This window comes from Mesorhizobium sp. 43Arga (genome assembly GCF_053714255.1).
In genome coordinates this window covers 1,009,873-1,030,126 of record NZ_JBSKBO010000002.1, presented here as the reverse complement: position 1 = coordinate 1,030,126, position 20,254 = coordinate 1,009,873, and the positions used below count along the sequence as shown (strand labels likewise).

21 protein-coding genes and 1 pseudogene are annotated in these 20,254 nt (G+C 64.5%); 17 read left to right on the top strand and 5 right to left on the bottom strand.

Annotation, left to right across the window (positions count from 1 at the left end; genetic code table 11):
• Window positions 1-36: 36 nt before the first annotated feature.
• The 6 genes from ACWGS8_RS11555 to ACWGS8_RS11530 all read left to right on the top strand — a co-directional run bounded on the left by ACWGS8_RS11555 (window position 37) and on the right by ACWGS8_RS11530 (window position 5,752).
• A complete protein-coding gene (locus ACWGS8_RS11555) occupies window positions 37-1,689 on the top strand; it encodes an ABC transporter substrate-binding protein (protein WP_454581040.1) in 1,653 nt (550 codons plus the stop codon).
• Window positions 1,690-1,703: 14 nt separating this feature from the next.
• Window positions 1,704-2,657: an ABC transporter permease gene (locus ACWGS8_RS11550; RefSeq protein WP_454581273.1), complete on the top strand. Its 954-nt coding sequence runs from the start codon at window positions 1,704-1,706 to the stop codon at window positions 2,655-2,657.
• A complete protein-coding gene (locus tag ACWGS8_RS11545) occupies window positions 2,654-3,535 on the top strand; it encodes an ABC transporter permease (protein ID WP_454581039.1) in 882 nt (293 codons plus the stop codon). The genes ACWGS8_RS11550 and ACWGS8_RS11545 overlap by 4 nt, the downstream gene beginning before the upstream one ends.
• An 89-nt stretch (window positions 3,536-3,624) precedes the next feature.
• On the top strand, window positions 3,625-4,383 hold the full coding sequence (locus ACWGS8_RS11540; RefSeq protein ID WP_454581038.1) for an SDR family NAD(P)-dependent oxidoreductase: 759 nt from the start codon (window positions 3,625-3,627) through the stop codon (window positions 4,381-4,383).
• Window positions 4,380-5,315: a sigma-70 family RNA polymerase sigma factor gene (locus tag ACWGS8_RS11535; RefSeq protein ID WP_454581037.1), complete on the top strand. Its 936-nt coding sequence runs from the start codon at window positions 4,380-4,382 to the stop codon at window positions 5,313-5,315. Before ACWGS8_RS11540 ends, ACWGS8_RS11535 begins: the two co-directional genes overlap by 4 nt.
• Before the next feature lie 293 nt (window positions 5,316-5,608).
• Window positions 5,609-5,752, top strand: coding sequence for a hypothetical protein (locus ACWGS8_RS11530; RefSeq protein ID WP_454581036.1), 144 nt, complete (start codon window positions 5,609-5,611; stop codon window positions 5,750-5,752).
• Between the two features lie 125 nt (window positions 5,753-5,877).
• Here the strand turns inward: ACWGS8_RS11530 and ACWGS8_RS11525 are convergent, their stop codons facing one another.
• From ACWGS8_RS11525 to ACWGS8_RS11515, 3 genes and pseudogenes are all read right to left on the bottom strand, one after another.
• Window positions 5,878-6,225 carry a universal stress protein gene (locus ACWGS8_RS11525; RefSeq protein ID WP_454581272.1) on the bottom strand — a complete coding sequence of 116 codons (348 nt, stop codon included), beginning with the start codon at window positions 6,223-6,225 and terminating at the stop codon, window positions 5,878-5,880.
• 31 nt (window positions 6,226-6,256) lie between these two features.
• Window positions 6,257-7,987: pseudogene (locus ACWGS8_RS11520) on the bottom strand (cation:proton antiporter); the annotation flags it as partial.
• Window positions 7,988-8,312: 325 nt separating this feature from the next.
• Window positions 8,313-9,005: a DUF2270 domain-containing protein gene (locus tag ACWGS8_RS11515; protein ID WP_454581035.1), complete on the bottom strand. Its 693-nt coding sequence runs from the start codon at window positions 9,003-9,005 to the stop codon at window positions 8,313-8,315.
• A 158-nt stretch (window positions 9,006-9,163) separates the two neighbouring features.
• Between ACWGS8_RS11515 and ACWGS8_RS11510 the strand changes: the two genes are divergently transcribed.
• From ACWGS8_RS11510 to ACWGS8_RS11500, 3 genes are all read left to right on the top strand, one after another.
• Window positions 9,164-9,430 (top strand): autotransporter domain-containing protein, encoded by a 267-nt coding sequence (locus tag ACWGS8_RS11510; protein ID WP_454581034.1) that lies wholly within the window; start codon window positions 9,164-9,166, stop codon window positions 9,428-9,430.
• A gap of 305 nt (window positions 9,431-9,735) precedes the next feature.
• On the top strand, window positions 9,736-11,934 hold the full coding sequence (locus ACWGS8_RS11505; protein WP_454581033.1) for a glycosyl hydrolase 108 family protein: 2,199 nt from the start codon (window positions 9,736-9,738) through the stop codon (window positions 11,932-11,934).
• 20 nt (window positions 11,935-11,954) lie between these two features.
• On the top strand, window positions 11,955-14,618 hold the full coding sequence (locus ACWGS8_RS11500) for a DUF2235 domain-containing protein (protein WP_454581032.1): 2,664 nt from the start codon (window positions 11,955-11,957) through the stop codon (window positions 14,616-14,618).
• Here ACWGS8_RS11500 and ACWGS8_RS11495 read toward each other — a convergent pair.
• Complete coding sequence (locus tag ACWGS8_RS11495; RefSeq protein WP_454581031.1) at window positions 14,561-14,794, bottom strand: hypothetical protein; 234 nt, start codon at window positions 14,792-14,794, stop codon at window positions 14,561-14,563. The genes ACWGS8_RS11500 and ACWGS8_RS11495 overlap by 58 nt on opposite strands.
• A gap of 201 nt (window positions 14,795-14,995) precedes the next feature.
• On the opposite strand from ACWGS8_RS11495, the gene ACWGS8_RS11490 reads away from it, so the two are divergent.
• From ACWGS8_RS11490 to ACWGS8_RS11475, 4 genes are all read left to right on the top strand, one after another.
• Window positions 14,996-15,688 carry an Imm52 family immunity protein gene (locus ACWGS8_RS11490; RefSeq protein WP_454581030.1) on the top strand — a complete coding sequence of 231 codons (693 nt, stop codon included), beginning with the start codon at window positions 14,996-14,998 and terminating at the stop codon, window positions 15,686-15,688.
• Window positions 15,689-15,720: 32 nt separating this feature from the next.
• Window positions 15,721-16,080, top strand: a complete 360-nt coding sequence (locus ACWGS8_RS11485; RefSeq protein ID WP_454581029.1) for a hypothetical protein — start codon at window positions 15,721-15,723, stop codon at window positions 16,078-16,080.
• A gap of 546 nt (window positions 16,081-16,626) precedes the next feature.
• The gene (locus ACWGS8_RS11480) at window positions 16,627-17,148 is read left to right on the top strand and encodes an Hsp20/alpha crystallin family protein (RefSeq protein WP_454581028.1); all 522 of its coding nucleotides are present in this window, start codon (window positions 16,627-16,629) and stop codon (window positions 17,146-17,148) included.
• A 120-nt stretch (window positions 17,149-17,268) separates the two neighbouring features.
• Window positions 17,269-18,000 carry a gamma-glutamylcyclotransferase gene (locus ACWGS8_RS11475; RefSeq protein WP_454581027.1) on the top strand — a complete coding sequence of 244 codons (732 nt, stop codon included), beginning with the start codon at window positions 17,269-17,271 and terminating at the stop codon, window positions 17,998-18,000.
• On the opposite strand, the gene ACWGS8_RS11470 is transcribed toward ACWGS8_RS11475, so the two are convergent.
• On the bottom strand, window positions 17,997-18,827 hold the full coding sequence (locus tag ACWGS8_RS11470; RefSeq protein ID WP_454581026.1) for an NAD(P)H-binding protein: 831 nt from the start codon (window positions 18,825-18,827) through the stop codon (window positions 17,997-17,999). The genes ACWGS8_RS11475 and ACWGS8_RS11470 overlap by 4 nt on opposite strands.
• Window positions 18,828-18,942: 115 nt before the next feature.
• Between ACWGS8_RS11470 and ACWGS8_RS11465 the strand changes: the two genes are divergently transcribed.
• From ACWGS8_RS11465 to ACWGS8_RS11450, 4 genes are all read left to right on the top strand, one after another.
• Window positions 18,943-19,266 (top strand): ArsR/SmtB family transcription factor, encoded by a 324-nt coding sequence (locus tag ACWGS8_RS11465; protein ID WP_010910781.1) that lies wholly within the window; start codon window positions 18,943-18,945, stop codon window positions 19,264-19,266.
• Window positions 19,263-19,694 (top strand): SRPBCC family protein, encoded by a 432-nt coding sequence (locus tag ACWGS8_RS11460; RefSeq protein ID WP_142878360.1) that lies wholly within the window; start codon window positions 19,263-19,265, stop codon window positions 19,692-19,694. The genes ACWGS8_RS11465 and ACWGS8_RS11460 overlap by 4 nt, the downstream gene beginning before the upstream one ends.
• A 139-nt stretch (window positions 19,695-19,833) precedes the next feature.
• Window positions 19,834-20,058 carry a VOC family protein gene (locus ACWGS8_RS11455; protein WP_454581025.1) on the top strand — a complete coding sequence of 75 codons (225 nt, stop codon included), beginning with the start codon at window positions 19,834-19,836 and terminating at the stop codon, window positions 20,056-20,058.
• 9 nt (window positions 20,059-20,067) lie between these two features.
• Window positions 20,068-20,226 (top strand): hypothetical protein, encoded by a 159-nt coding sequence (locus ACWGS8_RS11450; protein WP_454581024.1) that lies wholly within the window; start codon window positions 20,068-20,070, stop codon window positions 20,224-20,226.
• Window positions 20,227-20,254: the final 28 nt, after the last annotated feature.

Below are 20,254 nucleotides of genomic sequence, written 5' to 3'. Positions count from 1 at the left end.
TTTCTCCCCCATCCTCCAATTGATGAGAGACTGACAATGACGAAACGTTCCGACATCGATTTGCTGCGCAGCCAGTCGACGCGCGGCCACACCGGCGACATATGGAATGTCGCGGTGGATGAATACGCGCAGGGCTTCCTCAAGCGCCGCGACCTCCTGAAATACGCGGCACTTCTGGGCCTCACCGGCTTTGCCGCCTCGCAGGGCCTGTTCACGCCCGGCGCGGCCCGCGCGGCGGCAGCTGGCGGCACGGTCCGTGTCGGTCTCGGCCAGCCGACCAAGGCGATCGATCCCGTCACCATCACCGATCCGGCCAGCATCGGGGTGATCAGCCAGGTCGGCGAATATCTGATCCTCGACGATCCCAAGGATGGGCTGCAGCCGAAGCTTGCCGTGTCCTGGGAAGCCGACGAGACCGCCAAGCGCTGGACCTTCAAGCTCAGGCCTGGCGTGAAGTTCCACGATGGCCGCACCGTCACCGCCAAGGATGTGGTGGCGAGCTTCGAGCGACTGGTCGATCCGGCCAGCGGCTCGTCGGCGCTGTCGGCCTACAAGGGCATCCTCTCCAAGGGCGGCGCCAAGGTCGTCGACGATGAGACGGTCGCCTTCGATCTCGACCAGTCGAACAGCAATTTCCCGTTCTATGTTTCCTCCGACGTCTACAACGCCGTCATCGTGCCGGCCGACTATGCCGGCGATTTCGAGAAGACGTTCAACGGCACGGGCCCGTTCAAGCTGGAGTCCTTCCGCCCCAAGCAGGGCGCCAGCTTCGTGCGCAACCCGGACTATTGGGGCGACAAGGCGCTGCCCGACCGTGTCGAGATCAAGTTCTTCGACGACGAGCAGGCGCAGGTGCTGGCGCTGCAGGCCGGCCAGCTCGACGTCATCCCCTCGACCACGCGGCTGGAGCTGGCGATCGAAGGCAATCCCAATTTCAAGCTGCTCAGCGTGCAGGCCAGCTCGCATGATCCGGCGCATCTACGGACCGACCAGGCGCCGTTCACCGACAAGCGCGTGCGGCGCGCGCTGGCGCTGACCATCGACCGCGAGGCCGTGGTCAAGGGCCTGCTCAAGGGCCGCGCCGTCGTCGGCAACGACACGCCGTTCGCGCCGATCTTCCCGTCGGCCGATCCGTCGGTGCCGCAGCGCAAGCAGGATATCGCCGAGGCCAAGCGCCTGCTTGGCGAGGCCGGCGTGCCCAACGGCTTCGAGGTGACGCTGACCACCGAGCGCGCCTATGACATTCCCGACTACGCCGTGATCATCCAGAACTTCGCCAGGAAGGCCGGCATCGACATCAAGCTCAACGTGCTGCCGCAGGATGCGTACTACGGCTCGGCGACGTTCGGCAGCTCGCCATGGCTGGACTCCAACCTCGGCATCACCGATTTCGGCCATCGCGGCACGCCCGACATCTTCCTCAACGCGACGCTGAAGAGTTCGGGCGCCTGGAACGCGGCGCATTTCAACAACCCGGACTATGACGCGCTGCTCATCGACTATGGCAAGGCGCGTGACCTGCAGGCGCAACGCGTGGCCGCCGGCAAGATCCAGACGCTGCTGCTCGACGAGACGCCGCTGATCATCAGCTATTTCTCGCAATACAGCCGCATCGTCTCCGCGAAGGTCGAGGGCGTGCGCTTCACCGCCATCTCGCATCTGCTGCTCGACAAGGTGTCGTTCGTGTGAGCGGCATCGCCTCGATGGCGCGGCCGCTGGCGGCACGCGCGGGCTCGCTGCTGTTGACGCTGTGGCTGGTCAGCGCGCTGGTCTTCCTCGCCGGGCAGGTGCTGCCCGGCGATGTCGGCCGCGTCATGCTCGGCCCGTTCGCCGATGCGCAGGCGGTTGCTGAATTGAACCGTAAGCTCGGCACCGACCAGCCGATCCCTCAACAGTACTGGCACTGGTTCAGCCGGGCGATCACCGGCGATTTCGGCGACTCGCTGTCGATGCGCGCGCCGGTGGCGCCGTTCGTCCTGTCGAGCATCAGGAATTCCGCGGCACTGGCCGGCGTCGTTCTGCTGTTCCTGGTGCCGATCGGCATCGGCGCCGGCGTCGTCGCGGGCCTGCGCTCGGGGAGCCTTGCCGACAGGCTGATCGTGCTGACCGGCGTCTCGCTCTCGATCGTACCCGATTTCGTCTCCGGCCTGCTGTTGCTGATGGTCTTCGGCCTGTGGCTGGCCTGGTTTCCGATCACCGGTGCTGCGCCCGACGGGGCCAGCTTCTGGACGTCCAGCTACTATCTCATCCTGCCTGCGCTGCCGTTGGTGCTGAACCTGATCGGCTATGTCGCGCGCATGACCAGGGCAGGGGTGATCGAGGCGCGCGCGGCGGACTATACGCGCACCGCCATCCTCAAGGGTCTCAGCCCCACGCAAGTGCTGTTCAAACATGTGCTGCGCAACGCACTGGTGCCGACGGTGGCGGTCATCGCCACGCAGAGCGGCTTCCTGCTCGGCGGACTGGTGGTGATCGAGGCGCTGTTCGGCATACAGGGTCTCGGCAATCTGGTGCTGAGCGCCGCAAAGGCGCGCGACTTCCCGATGCTCGAGGCTGGCGTGCTGGTGATGGCTGCGATTTTCGTGTCGACGGCGGCGATCGGCGATCTCCTGCAGGCGCTGCTCGACCCGCGCCAGCGCCGGCGCAACGCGCCATGACCGATCTCGCCCAATCCCCCATGCGCCGTGAAATCAGGCTCTCCTGGGTCGGCCGGCTGCGCGGTCTTTTGCCTGATCTGGCGCCGTCGACCGTGATCGGCTCGGTGGTGCTGCTGTTCTGGGTTGCCTGCGCGGTGTTCGGCGCGCGGTTCGTGCCGTTCGACCCCTATGCCGAGGATTTCCTGTCGATGATGACGCCGCCCGACGCGGTGCACTGGTTCGGCACCGACCAGCTCGGCCGCGACGTGCTTTCGCGCATCGTCGTCGGCTCGCGCGACATCCTGCTGGTGGCGCCGCTGGCGACCCTGGCGGGTGTCAGCGCCGGCAGCATCATCGGCCTGGTGCTCGGCACCTTTGGCGGCATGGTCGATGCCGTCGGCGCACGGTTGCTCGATGCCGTCATGTCGCTGCCCTTCATCGTGCTGGTGACCATGGCGCTGGTGGCGATCGGTCCGTCAAACCTCACCGTCATCGCGGTCATCGGCCTTGCCTATGCGCCGCTGGTGGCGCGCACCGTGCGCACCGCCGCGCGCGAACAGCGCGAGCGCGACTATGTCAGCGCCGCCCGGCTCGCCGGCGAGGGGCGCCTGGCGATCATGTCCCTCGAAATCCTGCCCAATGTCCGGGAAACCATTCTGATCGAGCTTGTAACCCGGCTCGGCTACGCCTTCTTCTCGATCGCGACGCTGAGCTTTCTCGGCCTCGGCATCCAGCCGCCATCGGCCGACTGGGGGCTGGCGATCGCCGACGGCTACGGCTTCCTCACCGGCGGCAAATGGTGGGTGGTGGTCTTCAACTCGGCCGCGATCATCTCGCTGGTGATGGCTACGAACCTGATCGCACAAGGCATCGGCGCCTTCGAAAACGGCGACAAGTAGCGGTAGTCGAACAGGCTGACCGGCGCGGGGCTGACTCTTTTCCCGATGCTCAAACGTCTTTGCTACAGTGAAGCAATGGAGCAGGGTCGATGAGCCTCAAGGACAAGAAAATCGTGGTCACCGGCGGCAGCCGTGGGCTTGGCCTGGGATTGGTCGAAGCGCTGGTCGACCATGATGCTGAAGTGACCGTCGTCGCGCGTGGCGCCGAGGCGCTGGAGGCGGTCGGTGCGCGGCTCGGGGTCGCCACGATTGCCGCCGACGTCACGGACGAGGACGCGGCCTATCGTATCCTTGGCGAGATCAGCCCTGATATACTGGTGCTGAATGCCGGCGCGACACCCCGGATGGGGCGGTTGGATCAGTTGAGATGGGAGGATTTCTCCATCGCCTGGGAGACCGATGTCAAGGCAGGGCTGTACTGGCTGCAGGCGGCGCTGAACCTGCCGCTCAAGCCGGGCAGCCGGGTGCTGGTGGGATCGAGTGGTGCTGCCGTTACCGGATCGCAGATGTCCGGCGGCTATGGCGGCTCCAAGCGCATGCTCTGGTTCATGGCCAAATATGCCAATGGCGTCTCGCAGGAGAAGAAGCTCGGCATCCGCTTCCAGGCGATCCTGCCGCGGCAGATGATCCTCGGTACCGGAACCGGCGACGCCGCGGCCGGCGCCTACGCAGGCTCCATGGGCATCACGCCGGAACAATTCGTCACCCGCTTTGGGGCGCCGATGCCGCCCCGGTCGTTCGGTGACAGGGTGGTTTCGGTGCTGGAAGACCCGCAATATGCCGAGGGTGTTGTCTTCGGCCTCAGCGGCGACGCCGGCGTTACGATCATGGAGGGCGGTGCGGCTTGAGCGGCGGAAAGCCTGGCGTGGAACGCGATCGACGCGAAGGGCTGCTTGCCCTGGCCGCCGCGCTGCGGCCGGAGCTGCACCGTTATTGCGCGCGGCTGATGGGCTCGGTCATCGATGGCGAGGATGTGGTGCAGGACACCTTTGCCCGGGCCTTCGTTGCGCTGGACGAACTGTGCGCGGTGCCGCAGCTCAGGCCCTGGCTGTTCCGCATTGCCCACAACAGGGCGCTGGACCTGCTGCGCAGCCGCGCAACCCGCGCCGCGGAACCCATCGAGGCGGCGCTTGAAGTCGTCGATGACAGCAAAGCCGATGCGGTAGAGACGCTGATGCGCAAGGAGGCAATCGAAACCGCCGTGTCGCGCTTTGCGGAGCTCCCGGTCGTCCAGCGCAGCGTCATCGTCTTGAAAGATGTGCTCGATGAACCTCTGGCCGAGATCGCGGCCCTGCTTGGCATTTCGGTCGATGCGGTGAAAGCGCACCTGTCGCGCGGCCGGGCCAGGCTTCGGGAGATCAACGTCAGGACCGACCCGTTTCCCGACGCGCGCATCGCCTCAGCCAACGTGGTCCGCTACATCAATCTGTTCAACCAGCGCGACTGGGATGGCTTGCGCGCGCTGCTTGCCGATGATGTGCGACTTCAGCAGTCCATGCACCCGCCACGCTCAGGTGCGGCCGATGTCGGGATGTTCTTTACGATCTATGCCAAGAGCGAGGGCCTCTGGCTCAAGCCGGCGTGGGTCGAAGGCCGCGAGGTGATCGCGGTGTTCGAACATCGGGCGGCCCCGAAGCCAATCCATTTCATGTGGCTGGAGTGGCTGGAAGGGCGGATCAGCTTCATCCGTGACTATCGCTATGTCCGCTATGTTGCGGACGATGCCAGGCTGGTTATGGCGAGCGACGTCAGGTCTTCCGGTCACGGGACCAGACTCTGATGTCTTGGCTCTGATGTCTTGGGGGCTTGCGACAACAATAAGGTTCCTGGTCGAGCGGGCCCTGGATGGTGGCTGCAACAGTCGCACGGGGCCAGTCGGTTGCCGGCGCGTGTAATTTTCCTTTGGGTACAGTCACGCTACGCAATGGTCGGCGATTCTATCGAATTTCTTTGTAACCCGTTAATTCGGCCATGCTGTGATTAAGCGTCTGCTAATGCATGTCGACCGGAACCGCGCGGCGGTTTCGGGACAACGACATGCGCGTAACTGATTGGTTTGGCGCGGGGTACGCAATGACCAAGAATCTCGGCAACGCACGCTATGTGCCGCCCAGGGACATGAAAGCTTCCTTCTTCAGCAAGGTGGCGCCAGCGCTGTTTCCGCTCGTCGCGGCGGCGCTGGGATACATGATCGGGCGACAGTTCTTCGGCCTGTAGAGCGTTTCACCGTTTCATGGAAACGGCGAACCGCTCTAACTCTTTGTTTTGACGCAATTCCTGACGGAAAACCGCTCACACTTTTCCTGGAATTGCTCTAGGGTCCGATAGCCGAGCCGGAAGGATCAGGCACTGATTTCGGCCGCCGCCTCCTCTGCGTTGGCCTCGGCTCGCTTGACGCGTTCGCTGGCCACAAGCACGACCGGGCAGGCGACCGTGGCGAGCACGGCTGTCGCGGTGTCGCCGAAGAACAGCTCTTCGCCTGGCCGCTGGGTGACACCCATCACCACCATCGCAGCCCCTTTGGCCACCTCCCTGGCGATCGCCCTGTCCGCCGTGGCCCGGGTGCGGATCGCGGTGTCGACGGCGACGCCGTAGCGGTCCGCGAGATCGGCGACATCCTTGAGCACGGCTTCCTCCCGGCGGTGCGAAAACCGAGCCCGGCAGGCTGCCTTGCCTGGCTTGCGAGACATAGAGCACCTTGACGCGGGCTCGGTGCGGCCGCGCCAGCGACAGCGCGAAATCGGCGGCGCGGCGCGCGACCTCGGTGCCGTTGACGGGGACCAGTATCGTCGTTCCGGCGCGCAGCACCGGCATCTTTCCATCGGCCCTGGCGCCGTTCAGCACGAGGCAGAGCGGGCCGTCGAAACCGCTGCTGATGTCCTTCAGCGCGCCGCTGAAGGTGCCTTTGTCGGTCAGCATGTTCTCCAGGCCGACCAGCAGAAGCCCATAGCCCTTGCGGGCTTCCGCGGCGATTGTCTCGGCGCTGGCCTCAAGCTCGGTGCGGGCTGTGAGGTGGACCTTGTCGACAAGCGTGTCCTCGGCCTTGCTGACGGCCCTGGCGCTCCTGGCGGCACCTTTCTTGACCTCCCTGGACGCCCGTTCCGGACCCCTCTCGCTGACCTGCCCGGCGAGCTTGCCGTCCTGGAGATGAAGCAGTGTGGTCGGCATGCCGCTGCCGCCGCTGATCAAGCCTGCAAGGTAGGCGGTGAACTTGCCGGCCGGGCTGTCGTCGACCAGCAGCAGCAGGCGCTCCAGCCTGGAGACGAAGCCGCGCTCGTCGAGCTGTTCGCGCTCGACGCGCTGCTTCTCGGCATGCCCCACCGGCAGGCGGCCGAGCGCCCAGCGCAGCATGGGCGGCATGGCGAGCGTGGTGATGACGGCCATGGTGACGATCATCGTGAACAGATTGTGGGACAGGAGATTCATCGACAGGCCGATGCTGGCGACAATGACCTCGGTCGAACCGCGGGCGTTCATGGCAGTGCCCACGGCAGTGGCTTCCTTCAGCGACATGCCGGCCAGCCGGCCGCCAAGGAAAGCGCCTGAGAATTTGCCGATGCTGGCGATGGCAACCAGTGCCAGTGTCAGCAATGCCAGCGTCGGATCGGTGAGCACGGTGAGGTCGGCGGACAGGCCGGCCATGCCGAAAAACACCGGCATGAACAGCGCGGTGATGACGCCGCGCAACTGGCTCTCGATGTGATCGGACAGGATCGGCGATTCGCCGACCAGTATGCCGGCGACGAAAGCGCCGAGCACCGTGTGGACGCCAATTAGATTGGTGATCAGGGCCATGACGCCCATGATGATGAGGATGACTGTGATGACGGCATATTCGCTGCGGAAAGAGTCGTTGCTCCACCGGATAAGCGTGAAGACAAGCCGGCGGCCGATGGTGAAGGAAAACACCATGAACAGCGCGACCTCGGCCACGGTGGTGATGAGTGGCAGGACCTGCAGGCTGCCGTTGGTGGCGATCCCGAAGGTAACGGCGATGACCAGCCAGCCGATCGTGTCCTCGATGATGGCCGAAGAGATGATGACCTGGCCAAGATTGCGGCGCATGAAGTTCATCTCGCGTACCACCATGGCGACGATCTTGACCGACGAAATCGACAACGCCGTGCCGAGGAACAGCCCGGCGACGACGCGCTGGCTCGGGTCGGGCAGCAGCGAGTCCGGCAGGAACTGCGCCAGCGCGAAGCCGCAGGCGAAGGGCACGACGACGCCGGTGATCGAGATCGAAAAACAGGCCGCCCCCACGCGACGCACCAGGCGCAGGTCCGTCTCCATGCCTGTCAGGAGCAGGAGCAGGAGGATGCCAAGTTGGGACACCGCATCGATCATGCCCCTCTGCGCCGGATCGCTGGAGAAGATCAGGTGCTGCGCGTCGGGCCATATCCAGCCGGACAGCGAGGGGCCGAGCAGGACGCCGCCAATCAGCTGGCCCATGATCGCCGGCTGGCCGTAGCGCTGGAAGATTTCGCCGAGGCCGCGGCCGACCAGCAGGAGAAGCACGATCTCCGCGACGAACAGCCCCTCGGCCGAGCCGCCCATGCCGGAGGCGTGTCCGGGCGCCTGGGCGGCGAAAACGCGGCTTGCCGGTGCAAGGGCAAGAATAGCCAGTATGAGAATGGCCGCAAGGTGGCCTGACGTCTTTGCCGGTTGCCGGTTCATGGGTTCCCTCAAAACGTCGCGGCGGCCTGACCATGACAACGCGCGCCCGCCGTTTGCGTTGCAGGCGCATGTCGCCAAAGGTCGATGTCAGACCTCGATGTCAGACATGGACGTCACCGAAGGTCAGCTCGCCGTCGCCGCTGGATGCGAAAAGGACGATGGCGAACAGCCAGGCATAGAATGCAGCCACGCCGACCACGATCGCCACGCCTGGGATGGGACCGAGTGCGGCGCTGTCGACCGCCTCACGCAGTGAGCCGACGATGCCGGTCCTGACTCCCACGGTTTGCAGGCTGGGCGTCGATATTTTCAGCACCCATGCCAGCAGCAGGATCAGGAAGAGATAGATGTAGTTGCGGCGCAGGCGGCGCGCCAAGGCGGCGCGGTGTGACAGCAGAAACTTCGGCGCGCGCAGGCCTTCGCCGACGATGAGCAGCCAATCCGAGGCGAAGTCGGGCTGCGGCGAGAATATCTGCGCGAAATAGTGGCGCTCGAACTGGCGCACGCGGGCCCGGTAGAAGTCAAAGAAGCGGTAGCGGCGCGCCTCGATCCACAAAAGCAGCAGGATCAGCAGCATAGCGAACAACAGCACGCCATGATGCGCGCCGGCCGTCGACAGCGACACCGAGAGCATTGCCGCCACCACGGTGATCGCCCAGTTGGTGGTCCTGTCTAGGCGATCGCGCCATCCGGCCATGCGCGCGATCTCGGCGCGGTGGAAATGCGACAGCGTGCTAACGCGCTCCGCCGATGAAAGGACAGGCCCCACAGGTTTTGCCGACGCATCGTTCATGACGTCCTCCGGCAAAGACTAAAACAGTTTGCCGGCAACATCGTTCCCTCGCGGTCGCTGTATCGATGCGCGGCGATTCGCCGTTTGGCGTGACCCCCGAGCAATTCTGTCCCGGCGAAAGCAACACGGTAGCCGTCGCGGCCCGGAAGACGAGGGTGATGGCCGATGGCGCGATGCTCGAGACCCGCGTATCGCTCGGCTGGCGGCACGCCTTCGCCGATCTGCCGGCGGCGCGGCTGCCCTTGGCCGGCGGCGGTGCCTTCACGGTCACCGGCGTGCCGATTGCAAGGGATGCGCTGGCGCTGCAGGCCGGTATCGATTTGGCCATCGGCCAGGCCAGCCGGCTCGGCTTCACCTATGACGGCCAGTTTGCTTCGGGCGCGATGGAGAACGCCTTCAAGGCGAATTTCTCGACACGGTTCTGAACGGCGTCAGCGCCGCCCCCGGGAGACCTCACAAGGCCAGGCTGCACATCGTATTGTCAATCCATCGGCCGTTGCTTCTCCTGCGTTGACCGAGTTCGCAATAGTTTAAGAGAGCAGCCTTTTAGAACAAGTTGAATTATCTTCTACTACCCCAGAATCAGCGTCGCTTGACATATTAGGCAATATAAGAATACGATTTGTGGTTGCCGGATTGGGGGGCTCCAATGACGGACATTTCTGTAAGCGCGAGCTTGCTCTCTCGTGCTGCGAAGAGGAATGGATATGCCGTTCCTGCCAAAGGCCTGGTGTTCTTTGGCATTCGCGGCCTGTCTCCAGATCATCCTTTCGAGAATACTTTCGCGCAGAGTCAGCCGGCGCATTTCAGCGCCTATGATTTCCGCCGCATGCGCTGCACTCTTGGGCAGTGGAAGGTGGAGACGGGCGAGGTGGCGCTGTTTCCGGGCTCGACCGTGCCATCCCTGCCCAACATCACGAGTGCCCAGGCCAGAGGTGGCATCGGCACCAATCTTTTGATGCCTGGCCGCTTCGAACATGAGCGTGGCACGCACAAGGCGGGCAAGCCAGGTGCCCACCGGGCCTTTCGCCAGGCGTCTTTCCAACCGGTATGGCGCACCGCCGACAATTCGGACTACGACCTTCAGGACAGGCTGGATTTCGGATCGAGTTCGGGCGATTTCGTCTGGGACAATATCCACAGCGCCTATTACGACAATCCGGAGGTGGGTTATTCCAGCGCCGGCTGCCAGGTCGTCTGCGGTTTGCCGCAATCGCCGAAACGCAACATGGCGCCGGAGACAGGCCCCTGGCGCGCCTTCATCGACAGTGCCTATGGCACAAGTCAGACCCGTTTCGTCTATCTGCTGTTCACCGCCGAGGAATTGTCGTCCGTCGACAAGGTCGACGACACTGTGCTGAAGCAGGTTGTCCGCTTCGGCTCGTCGGGTGCACTGGCCAAGAAAGTGCAGCAGGCGCTGGTCAAGCAAGGCGATTTGCAGGGCACGCCCGATGGTGCCTTCGGGCGGCTGTCGCTGATGGCGCTGGTGAATTTCCAGAAGCGCCAGTTTGGCGCGGGCGCCGCCGATGGCGTGTGCGGAGAGATAACGGCGGCGGCACTCGGCATCGATCTTCCCACCATCGCCAACGCCGGTACGTCGCCGATGCCGACGGGTCCTGCCGACCAGGCGACATCGGGCAATCCGGATATTCCCGACGAAACCGATCTGGCGCCCGATGTGCTGACGATGCTGCTTGCGGCGCTGGGCTTGCAGCCGCCGCCCGACGCTCCGGCGGTCCCCTCGACGCCTGCGGGCCCGGCCGCCGGCTCGCCCCAGGGAGGCGGCGCCTCGGCAGCCGGCCAGGCGGCGGTATCGCCACCGGCCGATGGCGGCAGGGCCAATTTCGAACGCGCCCAGGAAATCGTTCGCGAGTTCGAAGGCGGCTATTCCGACGATCCGAAGGATCCTGGCGGAGCCACCAATTTCGGCATCACCCGCAAGACGCTTGCGGCGTGGCGCGGCAAGCCGGTCTCCAAGGCCGACGTCGCCAATATGAGCTATCAGGAAGCCAAGGAGATTTATTTCTCGGAATACTGGTCGAAATCGTCCTGCGGCGCGATGCCTGGTCCGCTGGCGCTCGCCGTCTACAATGTCGCCGTCCACGCCGGGGTCGGCACCGCGGCGACCTATCTGCAAAAGGCGCTCAACCGGAATGGCGCGGCGGTGGCCGTCGACGGCGGCATCGGCGGCGAGACCCTGGGCGCGATCCCGAAGACGCCGCTGCCCGATGTGATCGGCGACGTCATCGATCTCTATGACGCGAAGCTGCGCGCGCATCCTGATTACGAGCATTTCAAGAACGGCTTCAATCGGCGCGTCAACAAGCTGCGGCTCGAAACCGAGCGCTGGCTTGAGGAAGACGGCGAACAGACGCTTCCGATACCCACGCCGAACCTAGAAGAAGGGGATCCTGTCGTGACGGACAAAGTGAGCGAATTCATTCAGGCGCTGCTGGCTGCGCTGCAGCCCGGCGCAACGACGACAACTGGAACCACGACGACCACGCCGGCAACCACCACGACAACGCCGGCAACGGGGACCGCCGTGGCGGCGGCTGCCAGCCTGGCCTTGCTCCTGCGTCAGCTGGCGCAGGGTCTGGATGGCAACCCTGTCGTCCTGCCGCCGAATTCGGCGGCCACCAATGTGCTGACGCCGGTCAATGGCGCGCTCGGCCAATGGCTGGGAAAGCTGCTCGACGGGCGCAAGAGCGCGCTCGGCATCATTGGAGCGCTGGCAAGCGCCTTGCTCACACCGTCAGCGGCCGGAGGGGCGGCGGGGACGGCGGCGACTTCGCCCTTGGGCGAACTCATCCCGATTCTCGGCTCGATACCGGGACTGGCGCCGATCATGATGCCGATTTCGCTGGCGCTGACCGCGTGGGGTCTGCTCGGCAAGATCGACAAATACGTGCGCGCGGCAAAGCAGTAGGGCTGGCACAGGGGGAACCGATGGCCGATGTTCCAGGCAAGGACCCGCGCCGGAACATCGTCGTCTTTGCCGACGGCACCGGCAACAGCGCCGCCAAGGCGTTCAAGACCAATGTCTGGCGCCTCTACCGGGCGCTCGACCTGACCGGCGCAGACCAGATCGCGGTCTTCAGCGACGGCGTCGGCACCTCGCAATTCAAGCCGTTCGAGATCATCGGCCTGGCGCTCGGCTTCGGCGTCAAGCGGCGCGTGCTGGCGCTCTACAAGTTCCTTTGCCTCAACTATGAGCCGGGCGACAGGATCTTCGCCTTCGGCTTCAGCCGCGGCGCCTTCACCATCCGCGTGCTGGTCGGCATGATCGCGCGCGAAGGGCTGGTCGACTTCAAGTCTGAAGAGGAACTCGACCGCAACGCGCTCGCCGCCTACCGGGCGTATCGGCCGAAGGCTTTCGATTCACGGTTGCCCTGGGTGGTGTTCGCCCGCTTCGTGCGCGACAGGGCGGTCGACCTGTGGAATGAAATCACCGGGAGCCGCACTTACACGCAAGTGCAGCCGCAAGCACCGTCCCCCCGTTCGGCCAGCAAGATCCGCATCGCCTTCGTCGGTGTCTGGGACACTGTCTCCGCCTATGGCCTGCCGGTCGACGAATTGACCAAAGCGGTGAACAAATGGGTCTGGCCGATGACCTTCGAGAAGAGGGGCCTTCTCGATGCCGTCGATTGCGCCCGGCAGGCCTTCAGCATCGACGACGAGCGGCGCACATTCTTCCCCATTCCGTGGAACGAGCCTGCTCCGGCACTGGATGCGGCTGTCGCGCAGGTGGCTGACCCGGCCGATCCGCGCCTGCTTCAGGTCTGGTTCGCCGGCTGCCATGCCAATGTCGGCGGCGGCTATCCTGACGACAGGCTCGCCCATATTCCCCTGTGCTGGATGATCGGCGAGGCCGCCGTGCAGGGGCTGCAATTCAAGAAGGATCTGGTCGCCGACTACTGGGACTATGCGTCCGAATCCGGCCGCATCTACGATTCCCGTTCCGGTGTCGGCGTTTTCTATCGCTACCATCCGCGCGACGCCAAGCAGTTGATGGGTCCCGGCGTGACACCGCTGGTCGACGCCAGCGTCATCATGCGTATGGCGAAGGGAAGCGACGATTACGCGCCGATCGCGTTGCCGGAGCATATCGAGGTGCTGTCGCCGCTCGGCGCCCGGGTGCCGTTCACCGGCTTGCCTGACGAAGACAGGGTGACGATGCGCAAGGCAGCCATCGTCGACAAACTGCCGCTTCCGGCCGGCCGCAAGCGCAATCTGGCCAGCATGGACAAGAAATTCCGCGACGCGCTGGCCACGCTTCAGGAAAAAGACACCGGCCGCGACCTGGAGACCGACGACGTACCGGCCGCTCAGCAAGGGAAAGACGCCGGCGACCATAAGCAGCATTTGGAGAGCCGCCTGGAGCGCATGCGGCTGATGCGGGACACGGTGTGGTGGCGCCGGGGGCTCTATTACGCCCTGCTGTCGATCGCCATGCTGTTCCTGGCGTTTCCGCTGTTTGCCGGGTACGTCACGCTCGATGTCACCGGCCGTTTCGATCAATCCGCGGCCGGCCTCGTCGGACCCGTGATCGGGCTGGTCAGCGGTTTCCTGCCCGGCATTGCCGCGCCGTGGGTGGACGCCATGGCCAAGCATTCGATCCTCGCTGCGGGACTTGGCCTCGTCCTCGGTGTTCTCCTGTGGGTCAACGGACTGTTGCGCACGCGCATCAACGATCGGGCGCGGGCGGCCTGGAACGTCGTGGTCGACGGCAATGCGAGTGCGCTGCTGTCAAACCGGACCGATGCACACCGGCGCACCTCGCTGATCGGGACGATCGTGCTCGGCTTCGGCGCCCTGGCGCTCGGGCTGGCCAAAAACTATGCGGCCGGCTTCTTCGCCATCGGCTTCATCGGCTGTCTTGCCACCTATGTGGTGCTCAGCCGGCGCGGACCGCGGCGGGACGCACCGCCGACGCCTGTCTCCTTGCGCATCGCCCGCGCCATCCGCACCAATGACCTCGCCAACTGGATCTACGAACATTTGCGGGAGTATGTGCTGCCGGCGGTGTTCCTGGCCCTGTCGGCTGGTCTTCTGCTGTTCGCGGCCAACAAGACCACGTTCGAGGTTGCCGATTCGATGGGGGCCTTCTGCGCCGAGCCCGCCTCGGCAAACACGACCGGCGCCGAAAGGCTGACGGGAACGCCCTATGTCCTCAACACCGCCGACATGTGCGGCGATACCGGCAACTGGGTGCAGGAAGGCGTTCGCTACAAGGTTGAAATCTCAATCACCGACCCCTGGAAGGACGGTGCGCTGTGCGCCGACACGCGTGGCGTCCAGGAGAGCAGTGTGGCGCACTATATGGCAACGCTGATGAAACGCTGGTGGGCGGAGCCCTATTTCAAGCCTATCGCGCGTGTCGGCCGGTTCGGCAATGACGAATATGTCCTCAATGCCGTCGAGCCGGTGGTCCCCGGCCAATGCGCCAACATGAAGCTGACCGCCGAGATCAAGCCCAAGGCATCGGGCGAGCTCTATGTCTATGTCAACGATGCCGTGTTCGGCCTGCCTGGTGTCTATGACTTCTTCTACCGTCACAACAACCAGGGATCGGCCGACGTCAAGGTCGGGAAGGTGAACGTCTTTCCCTGAGCGGGCTGGCCGTCATTCAGGCCCGCCGAGAGTTTCGAGGCGGCAAGGCTGCCGTTCCAGGTCAGGGTGGAGGCGCTCAGCGTTGACCTCAGAATGTCGCTGGTGGCGCGCGGCCATGGCATCGTCACGCCCGGCGCCTTCGCCGAAAGCCGCTGGCCCGACAAGGTGGAGGTCATCGACTGTCCTGGCTTCAAGCCGCAGTGCGCGCCCGGCTGCTGCACCGCCCGCCGGCGGGACGGCTGGCCCGCCCGATAGCGCTGTTTCGAGATGCGCTGATCGATGGGCTGAAGGTGCCGATGCCGCTGGTGTCATGAGTTGGCGGCCAGTTGTCGCGAGGAAGACTCCCCAATAGAGTGAGCACTCCGGGGGAGGGTGCCGTGTCGGTCAGCATTTGCGTGTATTGGGGCCCCAGGCAACGCCCTCTCGACGGGTTGGTCCCGCAAGCCGCAGCGTACTTTCGCGTTCTGGCGAAAGCCGACCCGGGGCTCGCCCGTTGGGCGCCGGTGGGCCGATCGCTCAAGCAGGCGATGCTATCCGAGCCTGTCGACACGTCGTCGCCAGAGGTTTTGCGACGCTTGCTGTTGAAGGGGCAGAACAGGACGGATGTTGCGCCGCGCAAGCCCATTCCGGAACTTGGATACACGCTGTCGCTTTGGAACCAGCGCCATGGGAATCTGGAAGCGTCGACCTCGGTCCATTGTGGTGCCTACTCGCAATATCTGTCCGAAGACAGCCAGAACAATGCCTTGCTCGAACTCAGCTTTCCGAACGAAGAAGGGCTTGCAGTTGGTGTTCTCCTGGATGTGTTCCGGGAGGCCATCGACATATGGCAGCCTGTCTGGGGAACGATCTGGCGATATTTCCATGGCGCGCATGCCGCTGGTGCACCTTGGGACCCGAGCCATGTCCAATACGCCTTCTACCAGTCGCAAAGCGGGTTGGGTCCGGCAGGCCGTGAGATTGGGACACAACAAGTGACGGCCGATCGAGGGCGCCTCTGGATCAATGATGCGACGGCGCCGTTCATGGAAAAGAGATTGCTCGCACCGGCTGCACTCCCACCCTGTTGACAGGCCACTCCTCGTCCCAACATCTTCAACCGATGCAGAACTCCTGGCCAGACATCGTTGGCTCCATTCAAGGCAGGCGGGACGCGGCCGACCCGTTTGCTCCGGCGCTCGGCGGCGTAGAAGCGCTTGCCTCTTTCATAGCAAGCGGTCCCTTGAGTTTCGTTTTGTTTGGATGGATGTCGATGTTCGACCTGTGTATTCAGCAAGTGGATGTCGAGCCCTATTCCGGGCCTTACCTGAAGGTGAGCCCACTGGCGTCCGGGCGGATCGAGTTTCGATATGTCGACACCGCCATAGTGCAAAGGCAATGGCATAGGGAGACGACACCCGATGCCGTGGTGCCGAAACTCGTCCAGTTCATGGACCAGCTTGGATGGATTTCAGGTCGCTGAGTGGAAGCAAGTCGTTGGCAGTGCAGGCGCTGTCGGGGGCGTGAAAACCTGTTCGAGCAGGCGGGCGACAGCTACCGTGCCGGTCAGGTCGACCTCCCTGCGGAAGCCCGACAGCGCTTCGAAGCAGGCGTCGCGAACGGCCTTGTGGCAGGCGGCCAGATTGCCCCAGGCGGGCGTACGCGCATTCGACGATCACATTGCATTACCAGGTCTTGACCCCTCCGCAACGAACCCCAGATCGACCGTGCCGGCGCCAGGTGGGGCCGGTGCAGGCGCGGGCGTCATCTTCATGGGTGGCGCCGCGCCGGATGGTCTTGTGACCGTCGAACTCGGGCATCATGCGCCGGAGGCGATGACGTGCGGGAGACCCGCGACCGGGCGAGGGCGTTCCAAAGGTTGAGCGTATCGGACCAGAAGCAGAGCGAAAAACAGCAAGCACGGATGGGCCGGCAGGGATGCCGGCTTCAGACGGCGTATCGTCCTCCGGAGCATGGCAGCCAGAGCATACAAACGTGCCAGAAACAGGATCAAGAAAGGAGAAGTGCAATGACCATTCGTGATCTCATGCCGTGGAGCCGCGACACCAGCCAGTCTGCGACCCTCTTTCGCGAAGGCGATCGGGATCCGTTCATGGGCCTGCATCGCGAGATGAGCCGCCTGGTCGACGACATGTTCCGCGGCTTCGAGTCGCGGCTTCCGTCCATGGGCAGGTTCTCGTTGGCCGGCACCGGTTGGCCCAGCGTGGAAATCTCCGAAACGGACAAGGATATCCGCGTGACAGCCGAGATACCCGGCATGGAGGAGAAGGACATCGAGGTGTTGCTCGATGACGGCGTCCTGACGTTGCGCGGCGAAAAACACTCCGAGACCGACGATAAGGAGCGTCAGTTCACCGAGCGGTTCTATGGCCGCTTCGAACGTCGCATCCCGATCGGCTTCGAAGTCGCGGAGGACAAGGTCGCCGCCGACTTCCGCAACGGCGTACTGTCCGTGAGCTTGCCGAAGTCCGAGAAGGCGCAGAGCAAGGCTAAGCGCATCCCAATCGGCGGCAAGAGCACCAAGCACTAGAACAGACCTGCCGGGCGTGCGTGCCGCGCACGCCCGGCATTGACCGGCGGATTTCGCGCCGGTCGCCCTTGAGAATCCCCCAGCCTTCGGCAACATGGCGGCAAGGCTGGGAGCGCAAGGATGAACAAGGCCATTTCCACCGCACCGGGCAAGTCCGCACCGCGCAAGGCGCCGATGGCGCTGACCGAGGCGCTGGTAGCTCGGACCATGCGGGTGGTCGAGGATGCCGGGCCGACGCCGGGCATGGTCCATATGCTGGACGCCGACTATGCGCGGTTTCGCGACGAGATCCTGGCTGGCGCTCCGCCCGGACCGCTGAAGCTGTTCGCCTATGGCTCGCTGCTGTGGAAGCCGGCCGGCGAGGTCAGTGGTGGCGAACGCGCGGTGGCGCGAGGCTGGCACCGGTCGTTCTGCTTCACGGTGCAGCGCTTTCGCGGCACGCTCGAGCAGCCCGGCCTGATGATGGCGCTCGACCGTGGCGGCCAGTGCCAGGGCATGGTGTTCGAGATCGCCGAGCCGGTCGCCGAAAATCTGGAAGCGCTGCTGCGCCGCGAGATGACCATCCTGCCCGCCGTCAACGTGCCGCGCTGGCTGCAGGTTAGGACCGAAATAGGGGCGAGCCGGGCGCTCGGCTTCGTCGTCGATCCGGCCAATCCGCGCTATGCCGGCAAGCTCGACAAGTCCGCGGTGGCGTCGACGCTGGCCAGGGCCGTTGGCCACTGGGGCTCGGGCGCGCAATATCTGTTCGAGACGATCCGCCACCTCGACGCCTGCGGCATACGCGACCGCAATCTGTGGCAACTGCAGGAACTGGTGGCGCAGGAGATTGGCCGTGACCATGCGGCTGTCTAGCCGTTCGCGGGCCTAACGGGGACCGTGCGAACCAGGAAATTTCGGAAGCTTTCCGGCGGCTTACCCGTAAGCGTGGTGAAATCGCTGGAGGTCGGGGCATAGCTACCCTCGGCGATCGAAGCGCATAGCGTGGCGAAGGCCTGCGGCCAGGGGTCGTCGAGGCGCGCCGACGCGGAGGCCAGATAGTCGTCGAGGGAGCAGGGGCGATAGTGCAGGGGTTGTGCTGTTGCGTCGGCATAGAAGGCAGCGATCGCGTCGAAGCCCAGCGCCCGGTCTCCGGTGATCGTGTAGTGGGCGCGGTCGGCCTTGGCCGCCGCAGCGGCGACGGCCGCCGCCACGTCGTCGCGCGAAACCGGCGCAACGAGACCCTGTCCGGCAGGCAGCACCAATTCCCCCGAGGCGGGCGCAAGCCAGGTGTCGAGAATGAAATCGCTGTAGAGGCCGCAGCGCAGGATGGTCGATGGCACGCCGCAGGCAGCCAGCCGGCGCTCCACGTCGCGGTAGGCGGGCGCGTAGTAGAAGGGCGAAGTGTCGCCGATGTCGATGATGCTGGTGAAGGTGATGTGGCGGACACCGGCCGCCGCTGCGGCCGCGATGGCGTTGGCGTGATGGCGCACGATCGTGTTCGCCTCTCCATCGCTCGAAATCAGAACCAGCCTTTCGATGCCGGTGAAGGCTGCCTTCAGCGCCGATGCATCCTCGTAATCGCCGACGCGCAGCGCTGTTTCCCGGGGCAGGCGCCCTTGCGCGGCCCCAGGCTTGCGGACCAGTGCGGCGACCTCGACGGCGCGCCCGACATGGCCAGTGGCTCCAGTGACGAGGATCATCAGGGTGCTCCATCTTCTGCCCAGCGCAATCTTGCGGCAGTCCAATCTTCCGCTTGACGAACATATATCTCTGCGGTTATACGTCAACCAATAGCCAACGGGTTATCGATCTGAGATGCCGGATACCCATGACATGCTTTTCAGGACGCTCGCCGACCCGACCAGAAGGGCGATCTTCGAGCGGCTGTGCCGCCAGGGCGAACAGACGGTGGGGGCGCTGACGAGCCAGTCCGGCGTCTCGCAGCCGGCGGTGTCGAAGCATCTGGGCGTGCTCAAGCAGGCCGGTCTGGTGCGCGACCGCCATGAAGGCCGCCAGACGCATTACAGCGCGCAGCTTGGCGCGCTGGCGCCGCTGATGGACTGGACACGTGAGATGGCCGGGTTTTGGGAGGCTCGGTTCGATGATCTCGAGGATTTGCTCAAAAGGATGGACCAGTGAACGATAGTGCCACGGAAAACCGCACCGTCGTTGTCGAGCGGCAGATTTCCCATCCGCCGGAGAAACTTTGGCGCGCGCTGACGCAACCGCATCTGATCGAGGAGTGGCTGATGAAGAATGATTTCAAGCCTGATGTCGGCCACCGCTTCAACATCAGCGCCGATTGGGGCGGGGTGCTCGACTGCGAGGTACTGGCCGTCGAACCGAACAAGACGCTGTCCTACACCTGGAACCTCGCGCACCAGGACCCGGCCTTCGATCTCAGAAGCGTGGTGACCTTCACGCTCACCCCGACGCCAACCGGAACGCATCTGCGCATGGAGCAATCCGGCTTCCGGCCCGAGCAGCGGCGCGCCTATGGCGGCGCCAAGATGGGTTGGCCGCAATTCTTCGAGAAGCTGGAGCAGCTTCTCGACCGGACGGATTAGACTTGTTGTTTTGACGCAATTCCGGACGGAAAACCGCTTCACACTTTTCCTGGAATTGCTCTGGTCCGCCAGGCCGATCGAACCCGACACCTGACTTCACCGGGCGGTCCACCGCCAGCAAAACCTATGGAGAAAGACGATGAAGATCAAACTGACCAGCATCCATGTCGACGACCAAGAAAAGGCGCTTGCCTTCTACACCGGCGTGCTCGGCCTGACCAAGAAGGCCGATTTCAGCAATGGGCCGTTCCGCTGGCTGACGGTCGCCTCGCCGGACGAGCCCGAGGGCACAGAGCTGCAACTGGCGCTCAACGACCAGCCGGCCGCAAAAGCCTATCAGCAGGCGATGTTCGAGCAGGGCTAGCCGGCGGTGATGTTCTTCACCGACGACATCAAGGGCGATCATGAGCGCATCAAGGCGCGCGGCGGCACGTTCGCTATGGCGCCGACCGAGGTGACCGGCTCGACCATCGCCAAGCTCAACGACGGCTGCGGCAATCTCATCCAGATCACGCAGCTGGCGCGCTGGTAGTAGCGCCCCTCACACATTTTCACGGGAG

Excerpts from the sequence above, each read along its gene's own strand:
- ACWGS8_RS11545 (WP_454581039.1), top strand. The coding sequence starts at position 2,654 with ATGACCGATCTCGCCCAATCCCCCATGCGCCGTGAAATCAGGCTCTCC.
- ACWGS8_RS11530 (WP_454581036.1), top strand. The coding sequence starts at position 5,609 with ATGACCAAGAATCTCGGCAACGCACGCTATGTGCCGCCCAGGGACATG.
- ACWGS8_RS11495 (WP_454581031.1), bottom strand. The coding sequence starts at position 14,794 with ATGACCTCCACCTTGTCGGGCCAGCGGCTTTCGGCGAAGGCGCCGGGC.
- ACWGS8_RS11525 (WP_454581272.1), bottom strand. The coding sequence starts at position 6,225 with ATGTCTCGCAAGCCAGGCAAGGCAGCCTGCCGGGCTCGGTTTTCGCAC.
- ACWGS8_RS11465 (WP_010910781.1), top strand. The coding sequence starts at position 18,943 with ATGCCGGATACCCATGACATGCTTTTCAGGACGCTCGCCGACCCGACC.
- ACWGS8_RS11485 (WP_454581029.1), top strand. The coding sequence starts at position 15,721 with ATGCAGAACTCCTGGCCAGACATCGTTGGCTCCATTCAAGGCAGGCGG.
- ACWGS8_RS11480 (WP_454581028.1), top strand. The coding sequence starts at position 16,627 with ATGACCATTCGTGATCTCATGCCGTGGAGCCGCGACACCAGCCAGTCT.
- ACWGS8_RS11550 (WP_454581273.1), top strand. The coding sequence starts at position 1,704 with ATGGCGCGGCCGCTGGCGGCACGCGCGGGCTCGCTGCTGTTGACGCTG.
- ACWGS8_RS11515 (WP_454581035.1), bottom strand. The coding sequence starts at position 9,005 with ATGAACGATGCGTCGGCAAAACCTGTGGGGCCTGTCCTTTCATCGGCG.
- ACWGS8_RS11555 (WP_454581040.1), top strand. The coding sequence starts at position 37 with ATGACGAAACGTTCCGACATCGATTTGCTGCGCAGCCAGTCGACGCGC.
- ACWGS8_RS11540 (WP_454581038.1), top strand. The coding sequence starts at position 3,625 with ATGAGCCTCAAGGACAAGAAAATCGTGGTCACCGGCGGCAGCCGTGGG.
- ACWGS8_RS11510 (WP_454581034.1), top strand. The coding sequence starts at position 9,164 with ATGGCCGATGGCGCGATGCTCGAGACCCGCGTATCGCTCGGCTGGCGG.
- ACWGS8_RS11450 (WP_454581024.1), top strand. The coding sequence starts at position 20,068 with ATGTTCTTCACCGACGACATCAAGGGCGATCATGAGCGCATCAAGGCG.
- ACWGS8_RS11455 (WP_454581025.1), top strand. The coding sequence starts at position 19,834 with ATGAAGATCAAACTGACCAGCATCCATGTCGACGACCAAGAAAAGGCG.
- ACWGS8_RS11475 (WP_454581027.1), top strand. The coding sequence starts at position 17,269 with ATGAACAAGGCCATTTCCACCGCACCGGGCAAGTCCGCACCGCGCAAG.
- ACWGS8_RS11500 (WP_454581032.1), top strand. The coding sequence starts at position 11,955 with ATGGCCGATGTTCCAGGCAAGGACCCGCGCCGGAACATCGTCGTCTTT.
- ACWGS8_RS11470 (WP_454581026.1), bottom strand. The coding sequence starts at position 18,827 with ATGATCCTCGTCACTGGAGCCACTGGCCATGTCGGGCGCGCCGTCGAG.